The 17,665-nt window shown below is 67.8% G+C and carries 15 protein-coding genes and 1 pseudogene; 7 read left to right on the forward strand and 9 right to left on the reverse strand.

All coding sequences use genetic code 11. The features are described 5' to 3' along the window. Window positions 1-79 precede the first annotated feature (79 nt). Together ROSELON_RS15885 and ROSELON_RS15890 are read right to left on the reverse strand one after the other, a co-directional pair. Complete coding sequence (locus ROSELON_RS15885) at window positions 80-544, reverse strand: DUF6446 family protein (RefSeq protein WP_025313292.1); 465 nt, start codon at window positions 542-544, stop codon at window positions 80-82. Further along, window positions 541-1,506, reverse strand: coding sequence for a glycine--tRNA ligase subunit alpha (locus ROSELON_RS15890; RefSeq protein ID WP_025313293.1), 966 nt, complete (start codon window positions 1,504-1,506; stop codon window positions 541-543). The genes ROSELON_RS15885 and ROSELON_RS15890 overlap by 4 nt, the downstream gene beginning before the upstream one ends. Before the next feature lie 229 nt (window positions 1,507-1,735). Here ROSELON_RS15890 and ROSELON_RS15895 point away from each other — a divergent pair, with 229 nt between their 5' ends. Continuing rightward, window positions 1,736-3,562 carry a serine protease gene (locus ROSELON_RS15895; RefSeq protein ID WP_025313294.1) on the forward strand — a complete coding sequence of 609 codons (1,827 nt, stop codon included), beginning with the start codon at window positions 1,736-1,738 and terminating at the stop codon, window positions 3,560-3,562. A gap of 73 nt (window positions 3,563-3,635) precedes the next feature. Here the strand turns inward: ROSELON_RS15895 and msrB are convergent, their stop codons facing one another. The 4 genes from msrB to ROSELON_RS15915 all read right to left on the reverse strand — a co-directional run bounded on the left by msrB (window position 3,636) and on the right by ROSELON_RS15915 (window position 6,367). After that, window positions 3,636-4,121: a peptide-methionine (R)-S-oxide reductase MsrB gene (gene msrB / locus ROSELON_RS15900; RefSeq protein ID WP_025313295.1), complete on the reverse strand. Its 486-nt coding sequence runs from the start codon at window positions 4,119-4,121 to the stop codon at window positions 3,636-3,638. Between the two features lie 224 nt (window positions 4,122-4,345). Next, window positions 4,346-4,900: a fasciclin domain-containing protein gene (locus ROSELON_RS15905; RefSeq protein ID WP_038650512.1), complete on the reverse strand. Its 555-nt coding sequence runs from the start codon at window positions 4,898-4,900 to the stop codon at window positions 4,346-4,348. Window positions 4,901-5,063: 163 nt separating this feature from the next. Then, window positions 5,064-5,831: an anti-sigma factor gene (locus ROSELON_RS15910; protein ID WP_025313297.1), complete on the reverse strand. Its 768-nt coding sequence runs from the start codon at window positions 5,829-5,831 to the stop codon at window positions 5,064-5,066. Continuing rightward, a complete protein-coding gene (locus ROSELON_RS15915; RefSeq protein WP_025313298.1) occupies window positions 5,828-6,367 on the reverse strand; it encodes a sigma-70 family RNA polymerase sigma factor in 540 nt (179 codons plus the stop codon). Before ROSELON_RS15915 ends, ROSELON_RS15910 begins: the two co-directional genes overlap by 4 nt. Window positions 6,368-6,522: 155 nt before the next feature. Here ROSELON_RS15915 and cobS point away from each other — a divergent pair, with 155 nt between their 5' ends. The 6 genes from cobS (at window position 6,523) to ROSELON_RS15945 (ending at window position 12,969) form a co-directional block, all read left to right on the forward strand. Continuing rightward, window positions 6,523-7,509, forward strand: coding sequence for a cobaltochelatase subunit CobS (gene cobS, locus ROSELON_RS15920; RefSeq protein WP_025313299.1), 987 nt, complete (start codon window positions 6,523-6,525; stop codon window positions 7,507-7,509). Window positions 7,510-7,571: 62 nt separating this feature from the next. Then, entirely contained in the window at window positions 7,572-8,021 is a 450-nt protein-coding gene (locus ROSELON_RS15925) for a thermonuclease family protein (RefSeq protein WP_025313300.1), read from the forward strand. Window positions 8,022-8,098: 77 nt separating this feature from the next. Further along, window positions 8,099-8,584: a hypothetical protein gene (locus ROSELON_RS15930; protein ID WP_025313301.1), complete on the forward strand. Its 486-nt coding sequence runs from the start codon at window positions 8,099-8,101 to the stop codon at window positions 8,582-8,584. A 122-nt stretch (window positions 8,585-8,706) separates the two neighbouring features. Next, the gene (gene cobT / locus ROSELON_RS15935) at window positions 8,707-10,584 is read left to right on the forward strand and encodes a cobaltochelatase subunit CobT (RefSeq protein ID WP_025313302.1); all 1,878 of its coding nucleotides are present in this window, start codon (window positions 8,707-8,709) and stop codon (window positions 10,582-10,584) included. Window positions 10,585-10,745: 161 nt separating this feature from the next. Next, window positions 10,746-12,545 carry an aminopeptidase P family protein gene (locus tag ROSELON_RS15940; protein WP_025313303.1) on the forward strand — a complete coding sequence of 600 codons (1,800 nt, stop codon included), beginning with the start codon at window positions 10,746-10,748 and terminating at the stop codon, window positions 12,543-12,545. A gap of 82 nt (window positions 12,546-12,627) precedes the next feature. After that, on the forward strand, window positions 12,628-12,969 hold the full coding sequence (locus tag ROSELON_RS15945; protein WP_025313304.1) for a DUF427 domain-containing protein: 342 nt from the start codon (window positions 12,628-12,630) through the stop codon (window positions 12,967-12,969). A 9-nt stretch (window positions 12,970-12,978) separates the two neighbouring features. Here the strand turns inward: ROSELON_RS15945 and ROSELON_RS15950 are convergent, their stop codons facing one another. The 3 genes and pseudogenes from ROSELON_RS15950 to recN form a co-directional block, all read right to left on the reverse strand. Further along, window positions 12,979-14,079, reverse strand: coding sequence for a hypothetical protein (locus ROSELON_RS15950; RefSeq protein WP_025313305.1), 1,101 nt, complete (start codon window positions 14,077-14,079; stop codon window positions 12,979-12,981). Window positions 14,080-14,185: 106 nt separating this feature from the next. Further along, a pseudogene (locus ROSELON_RS15955) lies at window positions 14,186-15,830 on the reverse strand (chloride channel protein). Between the two features lie 174 nt (window positions 15,831-16,004). Next, complete coding sequence (recN, locus tag ROSELON_RS15960) at window positions 16,005-17,657, reverse strand: DNA repair protein RecN (protein ID WP_025313306.1); 1,653 nt, start codon at window positions 17,655-17,657, stop codon at window positions 16,005-16,007. Between the last annotated feature and the right edge of the window lie 8 nt (window positions 17,658-17,665).

The raw sequence follows: 17,665 nt of genomic DNA on the forward strand, positions 1-17,665 counted from the left end.
GGATCGGTCCTGAAGCTCGGGTCGGGTTGGTCGGTCTATCGCGCGAAGGCGGCGCGGGGGCAACCGGGTTCGGACGGCGTCATTCCAGCGTGCCGTTGAGTTGGTGCCAGGCAAAGCCACGCCCATCGGGAAAGAGCGCGATCACGCGGTCCACCCCGGTCGCGATGTTGCGCGCGCCCAGAATGGCCGTCGCCTCATCGTTTTCGAGGGCCCGCGCGATGGTTTCGGCGTCGTAACAGTCGAACCAGCCCGGGGCGATCAGCGGTTCGGGCGCCTCGTAGATCATGCCTGCGGCGATCAGCGGGGCGACCTCGGCCCCGGGCATTTCGAAACAGGCGCGGTAGCGCAGCGGCGAGGTGCTGGCGTCGATCCCTTCGAAGCGCAGCAGATCGCGCGCCATCGCGGTCCCGTCCGGTGCGCTGAAGGTGATGTCGGCGCGGTCGACGGGGGCGTACCAGGCGCGGGTCTGGGCATACCAGAGGCCCGCCCCGGCCAGGACCGCCACGGCCAACAGCCCCAGCACGACCCACTTGCCCGCCGTCATGCGGCGCTGTCCGACGGGCTGAACCCGCCCGCTTCGGTCGCCACGAACGCATCGGCACAGAGTTTGGCCAGATTGCGGACGCGCCCGATATAGGCCTGCCGCTCGGTCACCGAGATCACGCCGCGCGCATCCAGCAAATTGAAGATGTGGCTGGCCTTGATGCACTGGTCATAGGCCGGGTGGGCCAGAACGATGCGCTTGCCGGTCTTGGGGTCGTCATGCGGTTCGGCCAGGATGCGCTGGCACTCGGCCTCGGCATCCTCGAAATGGCGAAACAGGATCTCGGTTTCGGCGACGTCGAAATTGAAGCGCGAATACTCTTCCTCGGTCTGGCGGAACACATCCCCGTAGCTGAGCGGGATCGGCGCATCGGGGTCGTTGAAGGGCATGTCCATAACATGGTCGATGCCCAGCACATACATGGCCAGACGTTCCAGACCATAGGTCAACTCGCCCGAAACCGGATGGCAGTCATGGCCGCCGACCTGCTGGAAATAGGTGAACTGGCTGACCTCCATGCCGTCGCACCACACCTCCCAGCCCAGGCCCCAAGCCCCCAGCGTCGGGCTTTCCCAGTCGTCCTCGACAAAGCGGATGTCGTGAACGGCCAGATCGATGCCGATCGCCTCGAGGCTGCCGAGATACAGCGCCTGCAGGTCCGGCGGGCTGGGTTTGATCAGCACTTGGTACTGGTAATAGTGCTGCAACCGGTTGGGGTTCTCACCATAACGCCCATCGGTCGGGCGGCGCGAGGGCTGTACATAGGCTGCCGCCCAAGGCCGGGAGCCAAGGCTGCGCAGCGTCGTCGCCGGGTGAAAGGTGCCGGCGCCGACCTCCATGTCGTAGGGTTGCATGATGGCGCAGCCCTGCCTCGCCCAATACGCCTGAAGACGCAGGATGATCTCTTGAAAGCTGCGCGGCGCGACGTCCGGCGTTGCGGTGGGGGCTAGTGCGGCGGTCATGGCATATGTCCCAGGCGGGCTGTGCGTGTCGGCGCCTTCCTATGCAAGCGCGTCGAAGGGGTCAATCATGCCCGGCCCGTCATGTTGGCTGCGCGTCCACACAACCGTGTCAAGGCGGTGGTTCTTGACTGGCGCACCGCCATGACCCTCTGCTAACGTCTGCACAGCCGCGGGGTGGATTGACACCGCGCCAGACATAAAACCGCGCAACGACAGGGTTTTTGGAAGAATGTTGAAGACGATACTCCGGGGCCTTTTCGCCCTGACCGTGGTGCTGGGCCTTGGCCTGTCGCTCGCCGTACCGGCCAATGCGCAGGATCCCAACCAGCGGGTCTGGATCCAGATCGAGAGTTACACCGATCTTGCCACCACCGAACAACGGCTGCGCGCCTATTCCCAACTGCTCGAGGACGTGAACGGGTTCCGGGCCGGGTCGCGGTTCTATGCCATTGCCCTCGGGCCGTATCCGCGCAGTGACGGCATCGCCCTGCTGGGCCAGTTGCGCGCACAGGGCCTGATCCCCGGCGACAGTTTCCTGCAGGATGGGCAGGCCTTCACGCAACAGTTCTTTCCGGTGGGCGTGAACACGCTGGACGGCGACGCCGTCGAAACCACCCAAGGCGTCGTCGCGGAGGCCCAGGAACAGACCGAGGAGGTGGCCGAAGAGGTGATCGAAGACGTCGCCGAAGAGATCACGCCCGACCCGGCCCCCCTGCCCGAGGAAACACCGGCCGAGGCCCGTCAAAGCGAGGCGCAGCTGACCCGCGCCGAGCGCGACGAGTTGCAGATCGCCCTTCAATATTTCGGCTTCTATCGCGGTGGGATCGACGGCGCCTTCGGCCCCGGCACGCGCGGCGCGATGACCGCGTGGCAACAGTCGCGCGGGTTCGAGGCGACCGGCATCCTGACGACCCGTCAGCGGGCGCAGTTGCTCGCGGAACGCGAAGAGGAACTCGCCCGCCTCGGCATCACCACGGTGCGCGATGAAAGGGCCGGCATCCAGATCGACCTGCCCTTGGGAATGGTCGCGTTTTCCGAGTATAATTTCCCCTTCGCGCAGTACGACAGCATCAATGACAGTGGCCTGCGCGTGCTGCTGATCAGCCAGCCGGGCGACCGGGCCACGCTGTTCGGCCTCTACGAGATCATGCAGACGCTCGAGATCGTACCGCTGGAGGGCGAGCGCGAGCGTCAGGGCGACCGGTTCCTGCTGACCGGGCAGTCCGACAGCCTGCGCAGCCATACCGAGGCCCGCGTCGTGGGCGGCGGATTCGTCAAGGGCTTTACCGTCGTCTGGGCCCCCGAGCGCGACGAGGACATGGAGCAGATCCTGCCGATCCTGCGCGACACGATCAGCTATTTCGGCGGCGCGCTCGACCCGGCCTTCGTGCCCGAGGGCGCCGAGGAAGACATCGACCTGGTCTCGGGCCTGGAAGTGCGGCGCCCCGACCTGATGCGCACCGGGTTCTTCATCGACAGCCGCGGCACCGTCCTGACCACGACCGAGGCCGTATCAGGCCCCAATGGCCAGTGCGCCCGCGTGCTGATCGACAATGCCTATGCGGCGGACGTGGTCTATCGCGACGATGCGCTCGGGTTGGCGGTGCTGCGCCCGCGGACCGCGCTTGCGCCGCTGGATTTCGCGCGCATGGCCGAAACGCCGGGCCGCCTGCGCGGCGAGATTGCCGTGGCGGGCTTTCCCTTCGGCGGCGCGCTGTCGGCGGCCTCGACCAGTTTCGGCACGCTGTCGGCCCTGTCGGGCGTGAATGGCGAAACGAACGTTCAGCGCCTCGAAATCGCCACTGAAGACAGCGAAGCGGGGGCGCCGGTGCTCGATGGATCGGGCGCCGTGCTGGGCATGGTACTGCCCGGCATGCTGGAGGGGCGCGCCCTGCCCGACGAGGTGACTTTGGCGCTGCGGGCCGATCAGCTTTTGCCGGTGCTGCAACAGGCCGGGATCGCCCCGCAGATCGCCACGACGACGGGCATGATGAACCGCGAGACGCTGTCGCGGCTCGGCTCGGACATCGCCGTGCGCGTGAGTTGCTGGAACTGAGCGCGGTCTAGCGGACACATGAAAAGGCCGGGCGGATCGCCCGGCCTTTCTCCTTTTGCGGGATGGCAGAACGTCACGATGGCCGAAACCGCAGTGCCAGCCCGTTGATGCAGTGGCGCAGGCCCGTCGGTTCGGGCCCATCTTCGAAGATATGGCCCAGATGGCTGCCGCAGCGCGCGCAATGGCATTCGGTCCGCACCATCAGCAGGACGGAGCGATCCTCCATCGTGCCGATCACATCGGGCAGCGCCTCGTAGAAACTGGGCCAGCCGGTGCCGCTGTCGAATTTCGTCTCGGAGGAATAGAGCGGCAGATCACAGCCGCGACAGTGATACAGGCCCGCGCGGCTCTCGTCGTTCAGGGGGCTGGTATAGGCGCGTTCGGTCGCGGCCTCGCGCAGGACGGCGTATTCGTCGGGCGCGAGCATGGCACGCCATTCCGCCTCGGTGCGCGTGATCTCGAACGGGCCTTCGGCGATGGCGGCACGCGCAGGCCGGGCGGCAAAGGGGCTGACGGCAATCGCTGCTGCCGCCGTGCTGAAGAGGTTGCGTCGGGATATCATGGCGATCTCCTTTCACCTTGTCATGTGGGAAGGACGCCCCCGCAAGGAAAGGGGTGGCGGACCGGGGCAATGGTGCCGGGAGGGGCCCCAAGTCTCCAAGGGACCCGACACCCTCACGTCGGGGACAGTCTGTCGCGCGGGGCTTTTGCCCCGCACCCCGGCCCGCCATCCGGCCCGTCGAACTGACGCGCCGGATCGGGGTCATGCGGCGTCTGCCGCGATCACGCGTCGGGCAGCAGCACCGTGTCGATGACATGGATGACGCCGTTGGACTGATCGACATCGGCCTGGGTGACCGTCGCCATTCGGCCCTGCTCGTCCTGGATCATGATCTGGCCGCCCTGCATGCGTGCCGTAAAGGTGCATCCCCCGACCGTCTCGATCGGATGTGCGCCGCCATCATCGGCGATCATGCCCGCGATGGCGCTGGAAAAGGCCTCGGCCGCCACGACATGGCAGGTCAGGATTTCGGTCAGACGGTCGCGGTTGCCGGGTTCCAGCAGCGCCTCGACCGAGCCTGCGGGCAGGTCGGCAAAGGCCGCGTTGGTGGGCGCGAACACGGTGAAGGGGCCGTCGCCCGCCAGCGTATCCACCAGACCGGCGGTCTGCACGGCTGTGATCAGCGTGGTGTGATCGGCCGAGTTCACGGCATTCTCGACGATGTTCATGTTGGGATACATCGGCGCGCCGCCCACCATGGGCACGGACTGGGCCAGTGCGGTGCCACCCAGAATGGCGGCGGCGGCAGTGGCGACAAGCGTCTTGCGGGTCAACATTTGGTCTTCCTCTCTGTTGCTTCGGTCACCGGGGCGTTTCCTCGGCCCGGAGATACAAGAAGCTACGAGAGGGGTGCGGGGAGAGTTTCAGCGCAGATGAGAAAACCTTTGAAAAAATCGCAACCTTCTGGCTTGGCTGCATTTTTTTCGAGGGTTCGATCGCCTAGAGGGGCACAAGCGCCCCAAGCGCAAGGATCGCGCCGGTGGGAAGGCCCGTGGGCGATCCGCCAAGGGGTTCGTCCGAAACCGCAACCGAGGCGCCGGCCTCGAACAGTTGCGCGATCTCGGCTTCGGGCGTCAGGGTCGTGATCTGCGCCTCGGCCAGAAGGCCGAGGGACACCGGCGCCTCCTGCCCCTCGGTTATCAGCCAGAGCTGTTGCGCGCGGCCCGGCGTCGGCGCACCGGCCACGCGGTTGACGCGCAAGGTCCCGTCAGGTTCGCGGGTCAGCGCAATGCCAAGGCCCGACCCCTCGACCGGGATCAGATGCGTCATCAGGATGGTGCCGGGCGGAATGCCCACGGCCGGGGCCTCGGGGGCCGCGCCGGGATCGGGCGGCTGGATCAGCGGCAGAACGGCAAAGCCCACGGCAACCGCCGCAACGGTCGTCGCTACACCCGTCAGCGCACGCCACAGGCCAAGGCGCTGCCAGATCGGGGCCGCGAGGCCCGCACCGTCGGCCCCGAACAACCTGTGGTCCAGCGACGTCTTGAGATGGCGCGGGGGCGGCACCGGCGCGACCTCGGCCTCGGCGATGCCGGCGAGTTGGGCCTGCCACCGCTCGACCGCGCGGCGCATCGCCAGATCGTCCAGCATGCGCAACTCGACCAGACCCGCATCGGCGGGCGCAAGCAGGCCGAGCGCATACTCGGCCGCGAGCGCGTCGTCATCGGGGCCAAGACCCCCGCCCATGCTGTCGGGCCGGTCGCTCATCTGGACAGGCACTCCTTCAACTGTTGCAGGCTGCGCCGCAGCCAGGTTCGCATCGTGTTCAGCGGCACCGCGTGACGTTCGGCCAGGTCGGCGTAACTCATCCCATCCAGATAGGCGCCGCGCACCGCCTGCGCGCGATCTGCCTTCAATTCTTCCATGCAGGCCACGACGCGGCGCGCCTCGCCGGCGGCGACGGCCTGCGCCTCGGGACCGGGCGTGCCATCGGGCAGCGGCCCTGCATCGTCGAGGTCGGTCGACGGTTTGCGGGCCCGCAGCCGGTCGATCGCCCGATTGCGCGCCAGCGTGATCAACCACGTCATCGGGCTGTGGCCCGTGACCTTGTAGCGGTCGGCCTTGCGCCAGATCAGAACGTACACCTCTTGCAGGACGTCTTCGGCCTCGGCCCTTACCTTGAGGACACGCAGGCACACCCCGAAAAGTTTCGCCGAGGTGGCATCGTAAAGGGCGGAAAACGCCGCGCGGTCCCCAAGGGCCACCCGGGAAATCAGGGTTTCCAGTTCTGCGCGCGCGGTCATGGCGCGACAAGATCACGGCCACGCGCCCTTGGCCAGACCCGTTCTCCGGCAAACCCGCACAGCGGGACGAAACCGCCCCTTCCCCTTGCAGCGCCAAGCGATATGTTGCACCACCAGCGGGTTCGCCCCCTTTCCAGATAACACCCGAGGACGACATGGCCGATGGCAGCTTGAGCATGGATGCAAAACCCACCGAGGAAATCTCGGTCCGCGAGGTGTTCGGCATCGACACCGACATGAAGGTGAAGGGGTTTGCCGACGCCACCGACCGCGTGCCGGAACTGGACTCGACCTACAAATTCGATCCCGACACGACGCTGGCGATCCTTGCGGGCTTTTCCCACAACCGCCGCGTCATGATCCAGGGGTATCACGGCACCGGCAAATCGACCCATATCGAACAGGTCGCCGCGCGGCTGAACTGGCCGGCCGTGCGCGTGAACCTGGACAGCCACATCAGCCGGATCGACCTGATCGGCAAGGACGCGATCAAGCTGCGCGACGGCAAACAGGTGACCGAGTTTCACGAGGGCATCCTGCCCTGGGCCTTGCGCAATCCCGTGGCCATCGTCTTCGACGAATACGATGCCGGACGCGCCGACGTGATGTTCGTGATCCAGCGCGTTCTGGAACATGACGGCAAGCTGACGCTCTTGGATCAGAACGAGATCATCACCCCGCACCCCTATTTCCGCCTGTTTGCGACCGCCAACACGGTGGGTCTGGGCGACACGACGGGCCTGTATCACGGCACGCAGCAGATCAACCAGGCGCAGATGGACCGCTGGAGCCTCGTGGCGACCCTGAACTATCTGTCCCATGACGCTGAAAGCGCGATCGTTCTGGCGAAAAACCCCCATTACAACACCGAGAAGGGCCGCAAGACCGTGAACCAGATGGTCACGGTCGCCGACCTGACGCGGACCGCCTTCATGAACGGCGAGTTGTCGACGGTGATGAGCCCGCGCACCGTCATCACATGGGCCCAGAACGCCGAGATCTTCCGCGATGTGGGCTATGCCTTCCGCGTGTCCTTCCTGAACAAATGCGACGAGTTGGAACGCCAGACCGTGGCCGAGTTCTACCAGCGCTGCTTTGACGAGGAATTGCCGGAAAGCGCGGCCAGCATGAGCCTGGGCTGAGGCATTAACGCTAAAGCGTTGCGGCGGCTGGACAGCCGTTTACGAATTGTCAAGAAACGGGCATGAGCCTCCCTCCTGCCCGTTTTCTTTTTGCCGGTCTTGCCGGCATCGCCCTGACGCTGTCCTCCTGCACGCCGGGGGCGCCGCCCGCCTCTGCCGTTGGTGGGGGATGCCGCGTCATCCATGTGGTCGATGGCGACACGGTCGACATGGTCTGCCCGGACGAAGGGCGGTTTCGCGCCCGTCTGACCGGGTACGACACCCCCGAAAGCTTTGCGCCCCGTTGTGCCGAGGAAGCGCAACGCGCCCATCAGGCCACGGCGCGGCTGCGGGCGCTGGTGCGATCGGCGGTTCGGGTCGAGGCCCGTCTTGGCGGGGTTGACCGCTACAACCGCCGTCTTGTGCACCTGCGTCTGGACGGCGTGGATGTCGGCGCAACGCTGATTTCCGAGGGGCTGGCCGTGCGCTACGCGGGCGGACGGCGCATCGACTGGTGTGCGCGGATGGGCTGAGCCGGCGCGCTGGTGTTTCGCGGCGCGGCTGTTAGGCTGCGTGCGCCCATCCACTGCGCCTACGAAAAGGACCCTTCATGCCCCTGCCCCTGCTTCGCGCCAGCCTGTGCGCGGTTTTTCTGGCCGGCCCCGTCACCGCGCAGAACATGAGCGTGCCACCGACCGCGCCGGACGGGTTCGAGACCGCGATGGAGGCGGCGCTGGCCGAGGCCGGAACGGGCGCCCAATTGGTGCGCTGCACGGCCCTGTTCCGGGCGTTCCGCCTTTATGCCGGGGACGAGACCGACCTCGGCCGCATGGCCGCCGAGCGCGAGACGGACATGGCCGTGTTCTCGGTCATGGTCTGGCAGGATGACACCGGGTCGGATGACATGGACGCGGCCTTTGCCACCGTGGTGCCCTGGGTCACCGAGGCAACCGAGCTCTATCTCGACCGGATGGTGGACAATCAGGCGGCGCTCGGCACGGTCTTCGATCCGGATCTCGAGGCCAATCTGGGCTTTTGCAACGCCTTGCGCGATCGGTTGACCGGCGATGCGCCCGCCGCCGACGCGGATCAATAGCCCCCCACGCCGGGCTATTGAACAAGGCCGCTGCCCGGCGATCGCCGGATTTAAACATGCGAGGCCACGAATAGCGTCCGGGCCACCTTGCCCTCGGCGGGCCTGCGGTCCACATTCCCGACATGGCAAAACCGATCTCAGACAACCCCGCAGAGCCGTTCAAGAAGGCCCTGGCCGAAGCCACCCGCGTGATGGCCGACGATCCCGATCTGGCCGTCAGCTACACGGTGGACCCGCCGGGCCTGACGGGCGACAGCGTGCGCCTGCCGCAGATCAGCCGGCGCATGACCCGCGACGAGGTTCTGCTGGCCCGCGGCACGGCCGACGCGCTGGCCCTGCGCCACCGCTACCACGACGCGGGCACCGCGGCGCGCTATGCCCCCTCGGGCGCGATGGCCCGCGACCTGATGGAGGCGATGGAGACCGCCCGCTGCGAGGCGATGGGCGCGCGCGACATGCCCGGCACCGCCAAGAATATTGACGCCAAGATCGGTCACGAGGCCCGCCGCAAGGGCTATGGCGAGGTACGCGAGGCCGCCGATGCGCCCCTGGCCACCGCCGCGGGCTACCTGATCCGGCATCTGGCCACCGGGCGCGACCTGCCCCCCGAAGCGGCCAATGTGATGGAGCTGTGGCGCGGCTTCATCGAGGATCGCTGCGACGACCGGCTGGGGGATCTGTCCGAGGTGCTGTCGGACCAGACGGCCTTCGCCAAGTTCGCGCGGCAGATGATCCAGGATCTCGGCTATGGCGACCAGCTGGGCGAGGACCCCGACGATCTCGACGACGAGAGCGAGGACGAGGCCGGCGAAGAGGCCGAGGACGATCAGCCCGACTCGACCGGCGACGACGACAGCCAGGAGGAAGACGCCGAGGCCAACCCCGAACGCAGCCAGGAAGACCAGCAGGATGCCAGCCAGGCACAGGTCGAGATGGACGATCAGGGCGACATGGACGAGGCCGAAGAACAGGAATTGCCCGAGGGCGAAGCCCCGCTCGAGCCGCCGCCGCCGCAGCCACATTCCGATGCCGACCCCGACTACACGGTCTACACGACCGAGCATGACGAAGAGATCGAGGCCAGCGACCTGGCCGAACCGCAGGAACTGGAACGCCTGCGCGCCTATCTCGACCAACAGCTCGACCCGCTGAAGGGCGCGGTCAGCCGTCTGGCCAACAAGCTGCAGCGCCGATTGCAGGCGCAGCAGAACCGCAGTTGGGATTTCGACCGCGAGGAAGGCATCCTCGATGCAGGACGCTTGGCGCGGGTGGTGGCCAACCCCACGACGCCCCTATCCTTCAAGGTCGAGCAGGATACCGAGTTTCGCGACACGGTGGTGACGCTGCTTCTGGACAACTCGGGCTCGATGCGGGGGCGGCCGATCTCGATCGCCGCGATCTGTGCCGACGTGCTGGCCCGCACGCTGGAACGCTGCGGCGTCAAGGTCGAGATCCTGGGCTTTACCACGCGGGCCTGGAAGGGCGGCAAATCGCGCGAGGAATGGCTGGCCGAGGGGCGCCCGCAGCAGCCCGGGCGCCTGAACGACCTGCGCCACATCATCTACAAGCCCGCGGATGCGCCCTGGCGGCGGGTGCGCGACAATCTGGGCCTGATGATGAAAGAGGGCCTGCTGAAGGAAAACATCGACGGCGAGGCGCTGGAATGGGCGCATCGGCGGATGCTGAACCGGCCCGAGGCCCGAAAGATCCTGATGGTGATCTCGGACGGGGCGCCAGTGGATGACAGCACCCTGAGCGTGAACCCGGCCAATTATCTGGAAAAGCATCTGCGCGACGTCATCGCCATGGTCGAAAAGCGCCGCGCGGTGGAATTGCTGGCCATCGGCATCGGCCATGACGTGACGCGCTACTACGAGCGCGCGGTCACCATCACGGATGCCGAGCAACTGGCCGGCGCGATCACGGAACAATTGGCCTCACTGTTTGACAGCGACCCGCGGGCAAGGGCCCGCGTGATGGGCATGAAACGGGCCGGGTGAGGCCGGCCGAGGGATTGCGCCGGGCCATGCCCGTCGCCCGAGGCCGCAGCGCAAGGGGCATCGAGCCCCTTGCGCAGCGCGCGCGTTTCCGCGCGTGCATATTTCGAGGATAAAGATGGGATGGGGTGTGCCCCGGTCATCTGGTGACACGAGGACGAGCGATGTTTCAGGAATTCACGGCAACGACGCGGCCCGAGGACGGACGGGGCCGCCTGGCCGCGCTGCGGGCGCATCTGGCGCGGACTGGGGTGAGTGGATGTCTGGTGCCGCGCGCCGATCGGCACCAGGGGGAATATGTGGCCGCCTGTGACGCAAGGCTGGCGTGGTTGACCGGCTTCACCGGATCGGCCGGGTTCTGCGCCGTCCTGCCGGATCATGCCGGCGTCTTCGTCGATGGCCGCTACCGGGTGCAGGTCAAGGCGCAGGTGGACGGGCAGGCGTTTTCGCCCGTCGACTGGCCGGAAACCAAGCTGGAGGAGTGGTTGGCCGAGCATGTGTCGGGCGGGGGTGTGATCGGCTATGACCCGTGGCTGCACACGGGCGCCGAGATCGCGCGGCTTGAAGGCGCCTTGTCAAAGCGACAGATCAGCCTGCGCCCCATCGCCAACCCGGTTGATGCGATCTGGGCCGACCGCCCGGCCCCGCCCGACGCGCCGGCGCGCGCCTATCCGGTGGCCCATGCCGGCAAGACATCCGTCCAGAAGCGGACCGAGATCGCCGCAACCTTGCGCGCGGACGGCCAGCGTGCCGCGGTGCTGACCCTGCCCGACTCGGTCGCGTGGCTGTTGAACATCCGTGGCGGCGACCTGCCCCATCTGCCGGTGACACAGGCCTTCGCCATCATCGAGGATGACGGGCGGGTCACGGTATTCAGCGACCCCGCGAAATTCGAGGCGCTCGACCTCGCCGACGCGGTCACGGTCCTGCCGTGGGAGGCCTTCGAAGCGGCGCTGACCAACCTCTCCGGTCCGGTCCGGGTGGACCCTGCGACAGCCCCGGTCCGCGTCGCGCAGATCCTTGACGAAGCGGGGATCGAGCTTGCCGAGGCGCCCGACCCCTGCCTCTTGCCCAAGGCGCGCAAGACCACGGCCGAGATCGCGGCCACGACCCAGGCGCATCTGCGCGACGGGGCGGCGATGGCCCGCTTCCTGCATTGGTTCGAGACCGAAGCGCCGAAGGGCCGGTTGACCGAGATTGACTGCGTTCGAGCGCTTGAAGCGTTCCGGGCCGAGACGGGCGCGCTGAAGGACATCAGTTTCGACACCATCGCGGGCGCGGGCGCCCATGGCGCCATCGTGCATTACCGCGTGACCGAGGACACGAACGCGCCCGTCCTGCCCGGCCAGTTGTTCCTGATCGACAGCGGCGGGCAATACGAGGACGGCACAACCGACATCACCCGCACCCTGCCGGTGGGCGCGGTCGGCGATGAGGAAAAGACCGCCTTCACCCAGGTTCTGCAGGGCATGATCGCCATTCACCGCGCCCGCTTTCCGCGCGGGGTGGCCGGAGGGCATCTGGATGCGTTGGCGCGCGCGCCGCTCTGGGCGGCGGGGCGCGATTTCGATCACGGCACCGGGCATGGCGTCGGCGTCTATCTGAGCGTGCATGAGGGGCCGCAGCGGCTGAGCCGCATCTCGACCCTGCCGCTGGAGCCGGGGATGATCCTGTCGAACGAGCCGGGCTATTACCGCGAGGGGGCCTTTGGCATCCGGTTGGAAAACCTCGTCGTGGTGCGCGAGGCCGACACCCCGCCGGGGGGCGACGCGCATCGCAGCATGCTGGCCTTCGACACGCTGACCTGGGCGCCCATCGACCGCGGCCTGATCCGTGTCGACATGCTGTCGCCGGTCGAGCGGGATTGGCTGAATGCCTATCACGCCGGGGTCGCCGCGCGGATCGGGCCGCTGCTCGAGGGGGCCGCGGCGGATTGGCTGATGCGCGCCACCGCGCCGGTTTGACACGGCCCTGTTACAGGAATGGGCAAACTCGGGCTGCGCGGCTATAAGCAGCGCGACGGCAAGAGCGAGAGAGGAAAGCGCGATGGGTGAGCATATCAGGATCAGGAATGCCTCGGGCAAATGGGTTGTCCGCGCCGGCGGGGCCATCGTCGCGGAATCGAGCGAGGCCAAGGAACTGACCGAAGGCGACATGCCGGCGGTGATCTATTTCCCGCGCGGCGATGTCGGCATGGCGTTTCTGGAAGCCAGCGACTCGGCCACGCGCTGCCCCTACAAGGGTCAGGCCAGCTATTTCAACATCTCGACCGCGGCCGGCGATATCCCCGATGCCGCCTGGAGCTATGAGACACCGCTGGAGCGGTTGTCCGACATCGCCGGACATATCGCGTTCTACGGCGACAAGGTCACCGTCGAACAACTGTAGCGCCGCGTTTCAACGGCGCGACAGCAGGTACCCGAGGCGGCCGGTCCGAAGTGCCGACTCAAGGGTCAGATAAGCGGCATTGGTGGCGGCGCCATCCTCGCCCCAGTCGCCGCGCAGGGTCACGGTGATGGTCGGCCGATCGCCGCCGCTGACCGTGATCTCGGGCGCGGCGTCGGACGGCCCGTCATGCAGGATCGGCCAGGCCTCGGCCAGCCGCGCCTCGAGCCCTTCAGTCGGCGTTCCCGGAGACAGCAACAGGACCATGGCGGCGTTCTCGCTTTGACGGGCGGCGGCATCGGCCATCAACAGACCCTCGACCGGGCCGGCCTCGGCCCCGGTGACGGGCAGCTCTGCCCCGTTGCGCAACCAGATCCGGACCGAGGCCGCGACCCCCAGATTTCCGGCGCGCGCCACGGCCGAGAGCAGCGCCTCGACCTGTGGCAGGGTGGCAAGGCTGGCCCCGCTCGGGGACAGCGCCATATCGAGCGTCGGCCAGCCCGTCGCCCAGATCATGCGGTCGTCGGAAAAGGCAAACCGGGTCGCCATGCCCATGTCGCCGCCGAAGGGGTTCGCGGGGTCAACCCAATCGGCGTCCGTCGCGTAATCGGTGTCGCCGCGCCACATGACGATCTGGCCCCACCGGTCGCCAAGCTCGAAGTCATTCGAAAACAGGGCCCCGCGCAGCCGCATGGAGCTGTCGGGGTGGATTTCCATGCCGCCCAGCCGGATCGGGCCGGCCTGCACCTCGAACGTGTCGATCCAGTCACCGGGATTGAGGCCGCTGGACGCGCGCAGGGCGTCCGCGCCATGGGTGGCGATCACCTCGGCCTGGTGGGGTGAGGCGCTGCGCAGGGCAGCAAACAGATTGGGCGTGTTGGGGTTGACGCCCCTTTGGGCGCCATTGACTGCGATCCAGCGCACCGCGTCGCCATTGCCGACGCCCATGACGATGGGCCCCTCCGCCCCGTTCAGCACGGCCTGTGGCACGCGGGACAAGGTGGCGCGCGCCAAATCGGCGGCCCCTTGTGCCCAGCCTGCCCCTGGCAGCCCCAGTGTGACGGCAAGGGTCAGCGCCGCGACCCAGCCCAGATTCCTGCGATCCTGTGTCATGCCCCGAGCATGGCCGCGCAAGACCCGCGCTGGCAAGAGATTCCGTTGTTTCCATCACGCGAACAACAGGTTGCCGGTTGAGCGACGCGGGGGGCATCGCGGGCGGTCAGCTATGCTCTTCGGCCGCGGTCGCCGCCAGGGCCCGGTTATAGGCCTTGAGCGCATCGACGTGGAACAGCGCCCCCTCCAGCGCCGGCGGGCCATCGCCCGGCGCAAGCTGCACGACGGGGACATAATCCAGCCCCGTGCGGTCGAAGATCGGCAAGGCGCGTTCCAGCGTGGCATGGGTATCGGTATAGATCCCCTGCTCGACCAGGGTCAGCAACTTGTCCTGCGGCGCGGCATTCTCGTGGTCCATCGGGCGCATCACCCGGCCAACGCGGAACATGGCCAGCAGATAGGCCTGCGGACCGGCGGCGAGATGGATGTTGCGCCGTTCCAGCTGCGTCAGGAAGAACGAGCGATCCACCAGCCGCGACGCGATGGCCGTGGACAGCGACACAGCGACCATCACCGCCAGCCCCGTCTGCCAGTCGCCCGTCAATTCGAACACGATCAACGTGGTCGAGATCGGCGCGCCCAGCACCGCCGCCGCCACGGCCCCCATCCCGGCCAGGGCATAGAGCGTCTGCGACCCCGAGACATCGGGAAAGATCGCCGTGGCGATCAGGCCAAAGGCCAGACCCGACAAGGCCCCCAGCATCAGAGATGGGGAAAACACGCCCCCGCCCCATGCGCCCGCCGATGGTGATGGCGGCGGCAATCGCCTTGACGATGGCAAAGACGATCGCCTCGTGCAGCAGCAACTGCCCGGTCAACGCGGCCGAGGTCGTCTCGTATCCGACGCCGATGATATGCGGGAAGGCGATGGCCAGCGCCCCCAGCAGCAATCCCGCGATCGCCGGCCGCAGCCAGCGCGGCAGGCCGATCAGGCGCTGCACGGTATTGCCCAGGTCCTCGGCCCAGAAGGTGCCGCGCATGAAGGCCACCGCGATAAGCCCCGAAACCAGCCCGAGGATCAGGAAAGCCGGCAATTCGACATAGAATTGCAGCGCTTCGTCGGGGCCGAGGCTGAACTCGGTCACATCGCCGAACTCCAGCCGGTTGATGACGGTGCCCGCGACCGAGGCGATGACGATCGGCGCGAAGGAATGCACCGCGAAATGGCGCAGGACGACCTCGAGCGCGAAGAGCGCGCCCGCGATGGGCGCGTTGAAACTGGCCGAGACGGCGGCAGCCACGGCGCAGCCCAGCAAATCGCGCCCGGTGATGCCGTCGGCCTTGATCCAATCCGACACCCGCGTCGAGATCACGGCGGCCAAATGCACGACCGGTCCCTCGCGCCCCGACGAGCCCCCCGACCCGAGCGTGATCATCGAGGCCAGAGCCGAGGCAAGGCCCGCCTTCTGTTCGACCCGCCCATTGTCCAGCGCCGCCCCCTCGATCACGTCGGCCACCGATCGCACGCGCCCGTCGGGGGTAAAGCGATGCAGGATCAAGCCCACGACCAGACCGCCGCATACCGGGATCAGCAGGATCAGGTACCACGGCAACCCTTCGGCAAAGCTGTGCAACATGCGCACATCCTCGACGCCATAAAGGGTGTGTTGCAGCGCATTGATCCCCTTGCGGAAGAACAGCGCAGCAAACCCGGCCGCGATCCCGATGGCCAGGGCGATGAACCAGAACTGGACCTGGCTGAACCCGCGGTGCCGCAGCACCCGCCAGCCGCCGCGACAGGCGGCCACCACCTGATCGAGCTGGTGGCGCAGGACTCCTCGGGTTGGGGGCGGTCGATCCACCGCGCGGCACCTTTCATGGGGGAGGGTCGGGTCGTTCGCCGCTGACGAGGCCGCCCTCCGCAATCGACGCCGCCATGCACGTTAGACGTGTAGCGCGGCCCATCGATGAAGGAAAGGCGCGGCTTACGCGCCGGACAGCAGCGCGCGGGCCGCCTCGCGCGCGGCATCGGTGATCGTGTCGCCCGACAGCATGCGCGCCACCTCGTCGATCCGCTCGGCCGGGGCAAGGGGTACGACGCGGCTGGTGGTCACGCCATCGGCGACATCCTTGGCCACGCGCCAGTGATGCGCGCCCAGGGCCGCGACCTGCGGGGAATGGGTCACGACCAGCACTTGCCCGCCCTCGGCCAGCGCGGCCAGCCGCCGGCCCACGGCATCGGCCGTCGCTCCGCCGACACCGCGGTCGATCTCGTCGAAGATCATGGTCAGCCCGCTGTCGTCATGGGTCAGGCAGACCTTCAGCGCCAGGAGAAAGCGCGAGAGCTCACCGCCCGAGGCGATGCGGTTGAGCGGCCCGGCGGGCGCACCCGGGTTGGTGGCCACACTGAAAGTGACGGCATCCGTGCCGGTCGGGCCCGGATCCGTCGCCGCGATCTCGGTGGTGAACACCGCGCGCTCCATCTTGAGCGGGCCCAGCTCGCGGGCCATTGCGACATCCAGCCGGGTCGCGGCCTCGGCCCGCGCCTGCGACAGGCGCCCGGCCACATCCCGATAGGCCCGCTCGGCGGCGTCCAGCGCCGAGGCAAGCTCGGCGATCCGGTCCGTCCCGCCATCGAGCTGGTCGAGACGGGTCCGCAAGGTCTCGGCCAGGCCTGCCAGATCATCGGGCATCACGCCGTGCTTGCGCGCCAGTCCCCGCAGGGCGAAGAGCCGATCCTCGGTATCCTCCAACTCGGCGGGGTTGAAGACAAGCTGATCGGCGAACCCCTCGACCGCGCCTTGCGCCTCGGCCAGTTCGACCGTCGCGCGTTCCAGCGCGGCCTGGGCCGCATCGAGACCGCCCTCCGCCCGGTCGGTCACGCCCTCGAGCCAGCGGCGCGCATCCGACAGCATCCCCTCGGCCCCCTCGAGCCCCAGGGCGGCGGCGGCACGGGCAATGTCGGCGCGCATCTTCTCGGCGGCCTGCATCAGGCGGCGGCGCTGATCCAACTCGGCCTCTTCGCCCGGCTGGGGGGCGAGCTTGTCCAGTTCGGCCACGGCGTGGCGCAGGAAATCCTCTTCCGATCGCATCTCGGCCAGCCGGGCCTCGGCCTCGGACAGGGCGCGGGCGGCCTTGCTACGCTCGCCCCAGGCCGCGCCGACATCGGCCCGCAACCCGGCCAAACCGCCGAAGTCGTCCAGCATCTCGCGGTGGTTGCGCGGGTCCAGCAGCCCTTTGTCATCCTGCTGGCCATGCAACTCGACCAGAACATCGGACAGGCGGCGCAGCACTTCGCCCGAGGCGCGACGGTCATTGACCCAGGCCGTCTTGCGCCCTTCGGGCGTGTTGACGCGGCGCAGGATCAACTCGTCACCGGCGGGAAAGCCGGCCTCGTCCAGCACCGCGCGCGCGGGATGGTCGGGGGCGATCTGGAACTCGGCCACGACCTCGCCCTGGGCCGCACCGCTGCGCACCAGATCGGCGCGCCCGCGCCACCCCAGCACGAAGCCCAAGGCATCGAGCAGTATGGACTTGCCCGCCCCGGTTTCGCCGGTCAGCACGTTCAACCCCGGCTGGAAGGCCAATTCCAGCCGGTCGATGATCAGCATGTCACGGATATCGAGATGCCTGAGCATGGGCGCAC

The sequence above is a fragment of the Roseibacterium elongatum DSM 19469 genome, assembly GCF_000590925.1.
Classification (GTDB): domain Bacteria; phylum Pseudomonadota; class Alphaproteobacteria; order Rhodobacterales; family Rhodobacteraceae; genus Roseibacterium; species Roseibacterium elongatum.

Excerpts from the sequence above, each read along its gene's own strand:
- ROSELON_RS15885 (WP_025313292.1), bottom strand. The coding sequence starts at position 544 with ATGACGGCGGGCAAGTGGGTCGTGCTGGGGCTGTTGGCCGTGGCGGTC.
- ROSELON_RS15890 (WP_025313293.1), bottom strand. The coding sequence starts at position 1,506 with ATGACCGCCGCACTAGCCCCCACCGCAACGCCGGACGTCGCGCCGCGC.
- ROSELON_RS15895 (WP_025313294.1), top strand. The coding sequence starts at position 1,736 with ATGTTGAAGACGATACTCCGGGGCCTTTTCGCCCTGACCGTGGTGCTG.
- ROSELON_RS15905 (WP_038650512.1), bottom strand. The coding sequence starts at position 4,900 with ATGTTGACCCGCAAGACGCTTGTCGCCACTGCCGCCGCCGCCATTCTG.
- ROSELON_RS15910 (WP_025313297.1), bottom strand. The coding sequence starts at position 5,831 with ATGAGCGACCGGCCCGACAGCATGGGCGGGGGTCTTGGCCCCGATGAC.
- ROSELON_RS15915 (WP_025313298.1), bottom strand. The coding sequence starts at position 6,367 with ATGACCGCGCGCGCAGAACTGGAAACCCTGATTTCCCGGGTGGCCCTT.
- cobS (WP_025313299.1), top strand. The coding sequence starts at position 6,523 with ATGGCCGATGGCAGCTTGAGCATGGATGCAAAACCCACCGAGGAAATC.
- ROSELON_RS15925 (WP_025313300.1), top strand. The coding sequence starts at position 7,572 with ATGAGCCTCCCTCCTGCCCGTTTTCTTTTTGCCGGTCTTGCCGGCATC.
- ROSELON_RS15930 (WP_025313301.1), top strand. The coding sequence starts at position 8,099 with ATGCCCCTGCCCCTGCTTCGCGCCAGCCTGTGCGCGGTTTTTCTGGCC.
- cobT (WP_025313302.1), top strand. The coding sequence starts at position 8,707 with ATGGCAAAACCGATCTCAGACAACCCCGCAGAGCCGTTCAAGAAGGCC.
- ROSELON_RS15940 (WP_025313303.1), top strand. The coding sequence starts at position 10,746 with ATGTTTCAGGAATTCACGGCAACGACGCGGCCCGAGGACGGACGGGGC.
- ROSELON_RS15945 (WP_025313304.1), top strand. The coding sequence starts at position 12,628 with ATGGGTGAGCATATCAGGATCAGGAATGCCTCGGGCAAATGGGTTGTC.
- ROSELON_RS15950 (WP_025313305.1), bottom strand. The coding sequence starts at position 14,079 with ATGACACAGGATCGCAGGAATCTGGGCTGGGTCGCGGCGCTGACCCTT.
- recN (WP_025313306.1), bottom strand. The coding sequence starts at position 17,657 with ATGCTCAGGCATCTCGATATCCGTGACATGCTGATCATCGACCGGCTG.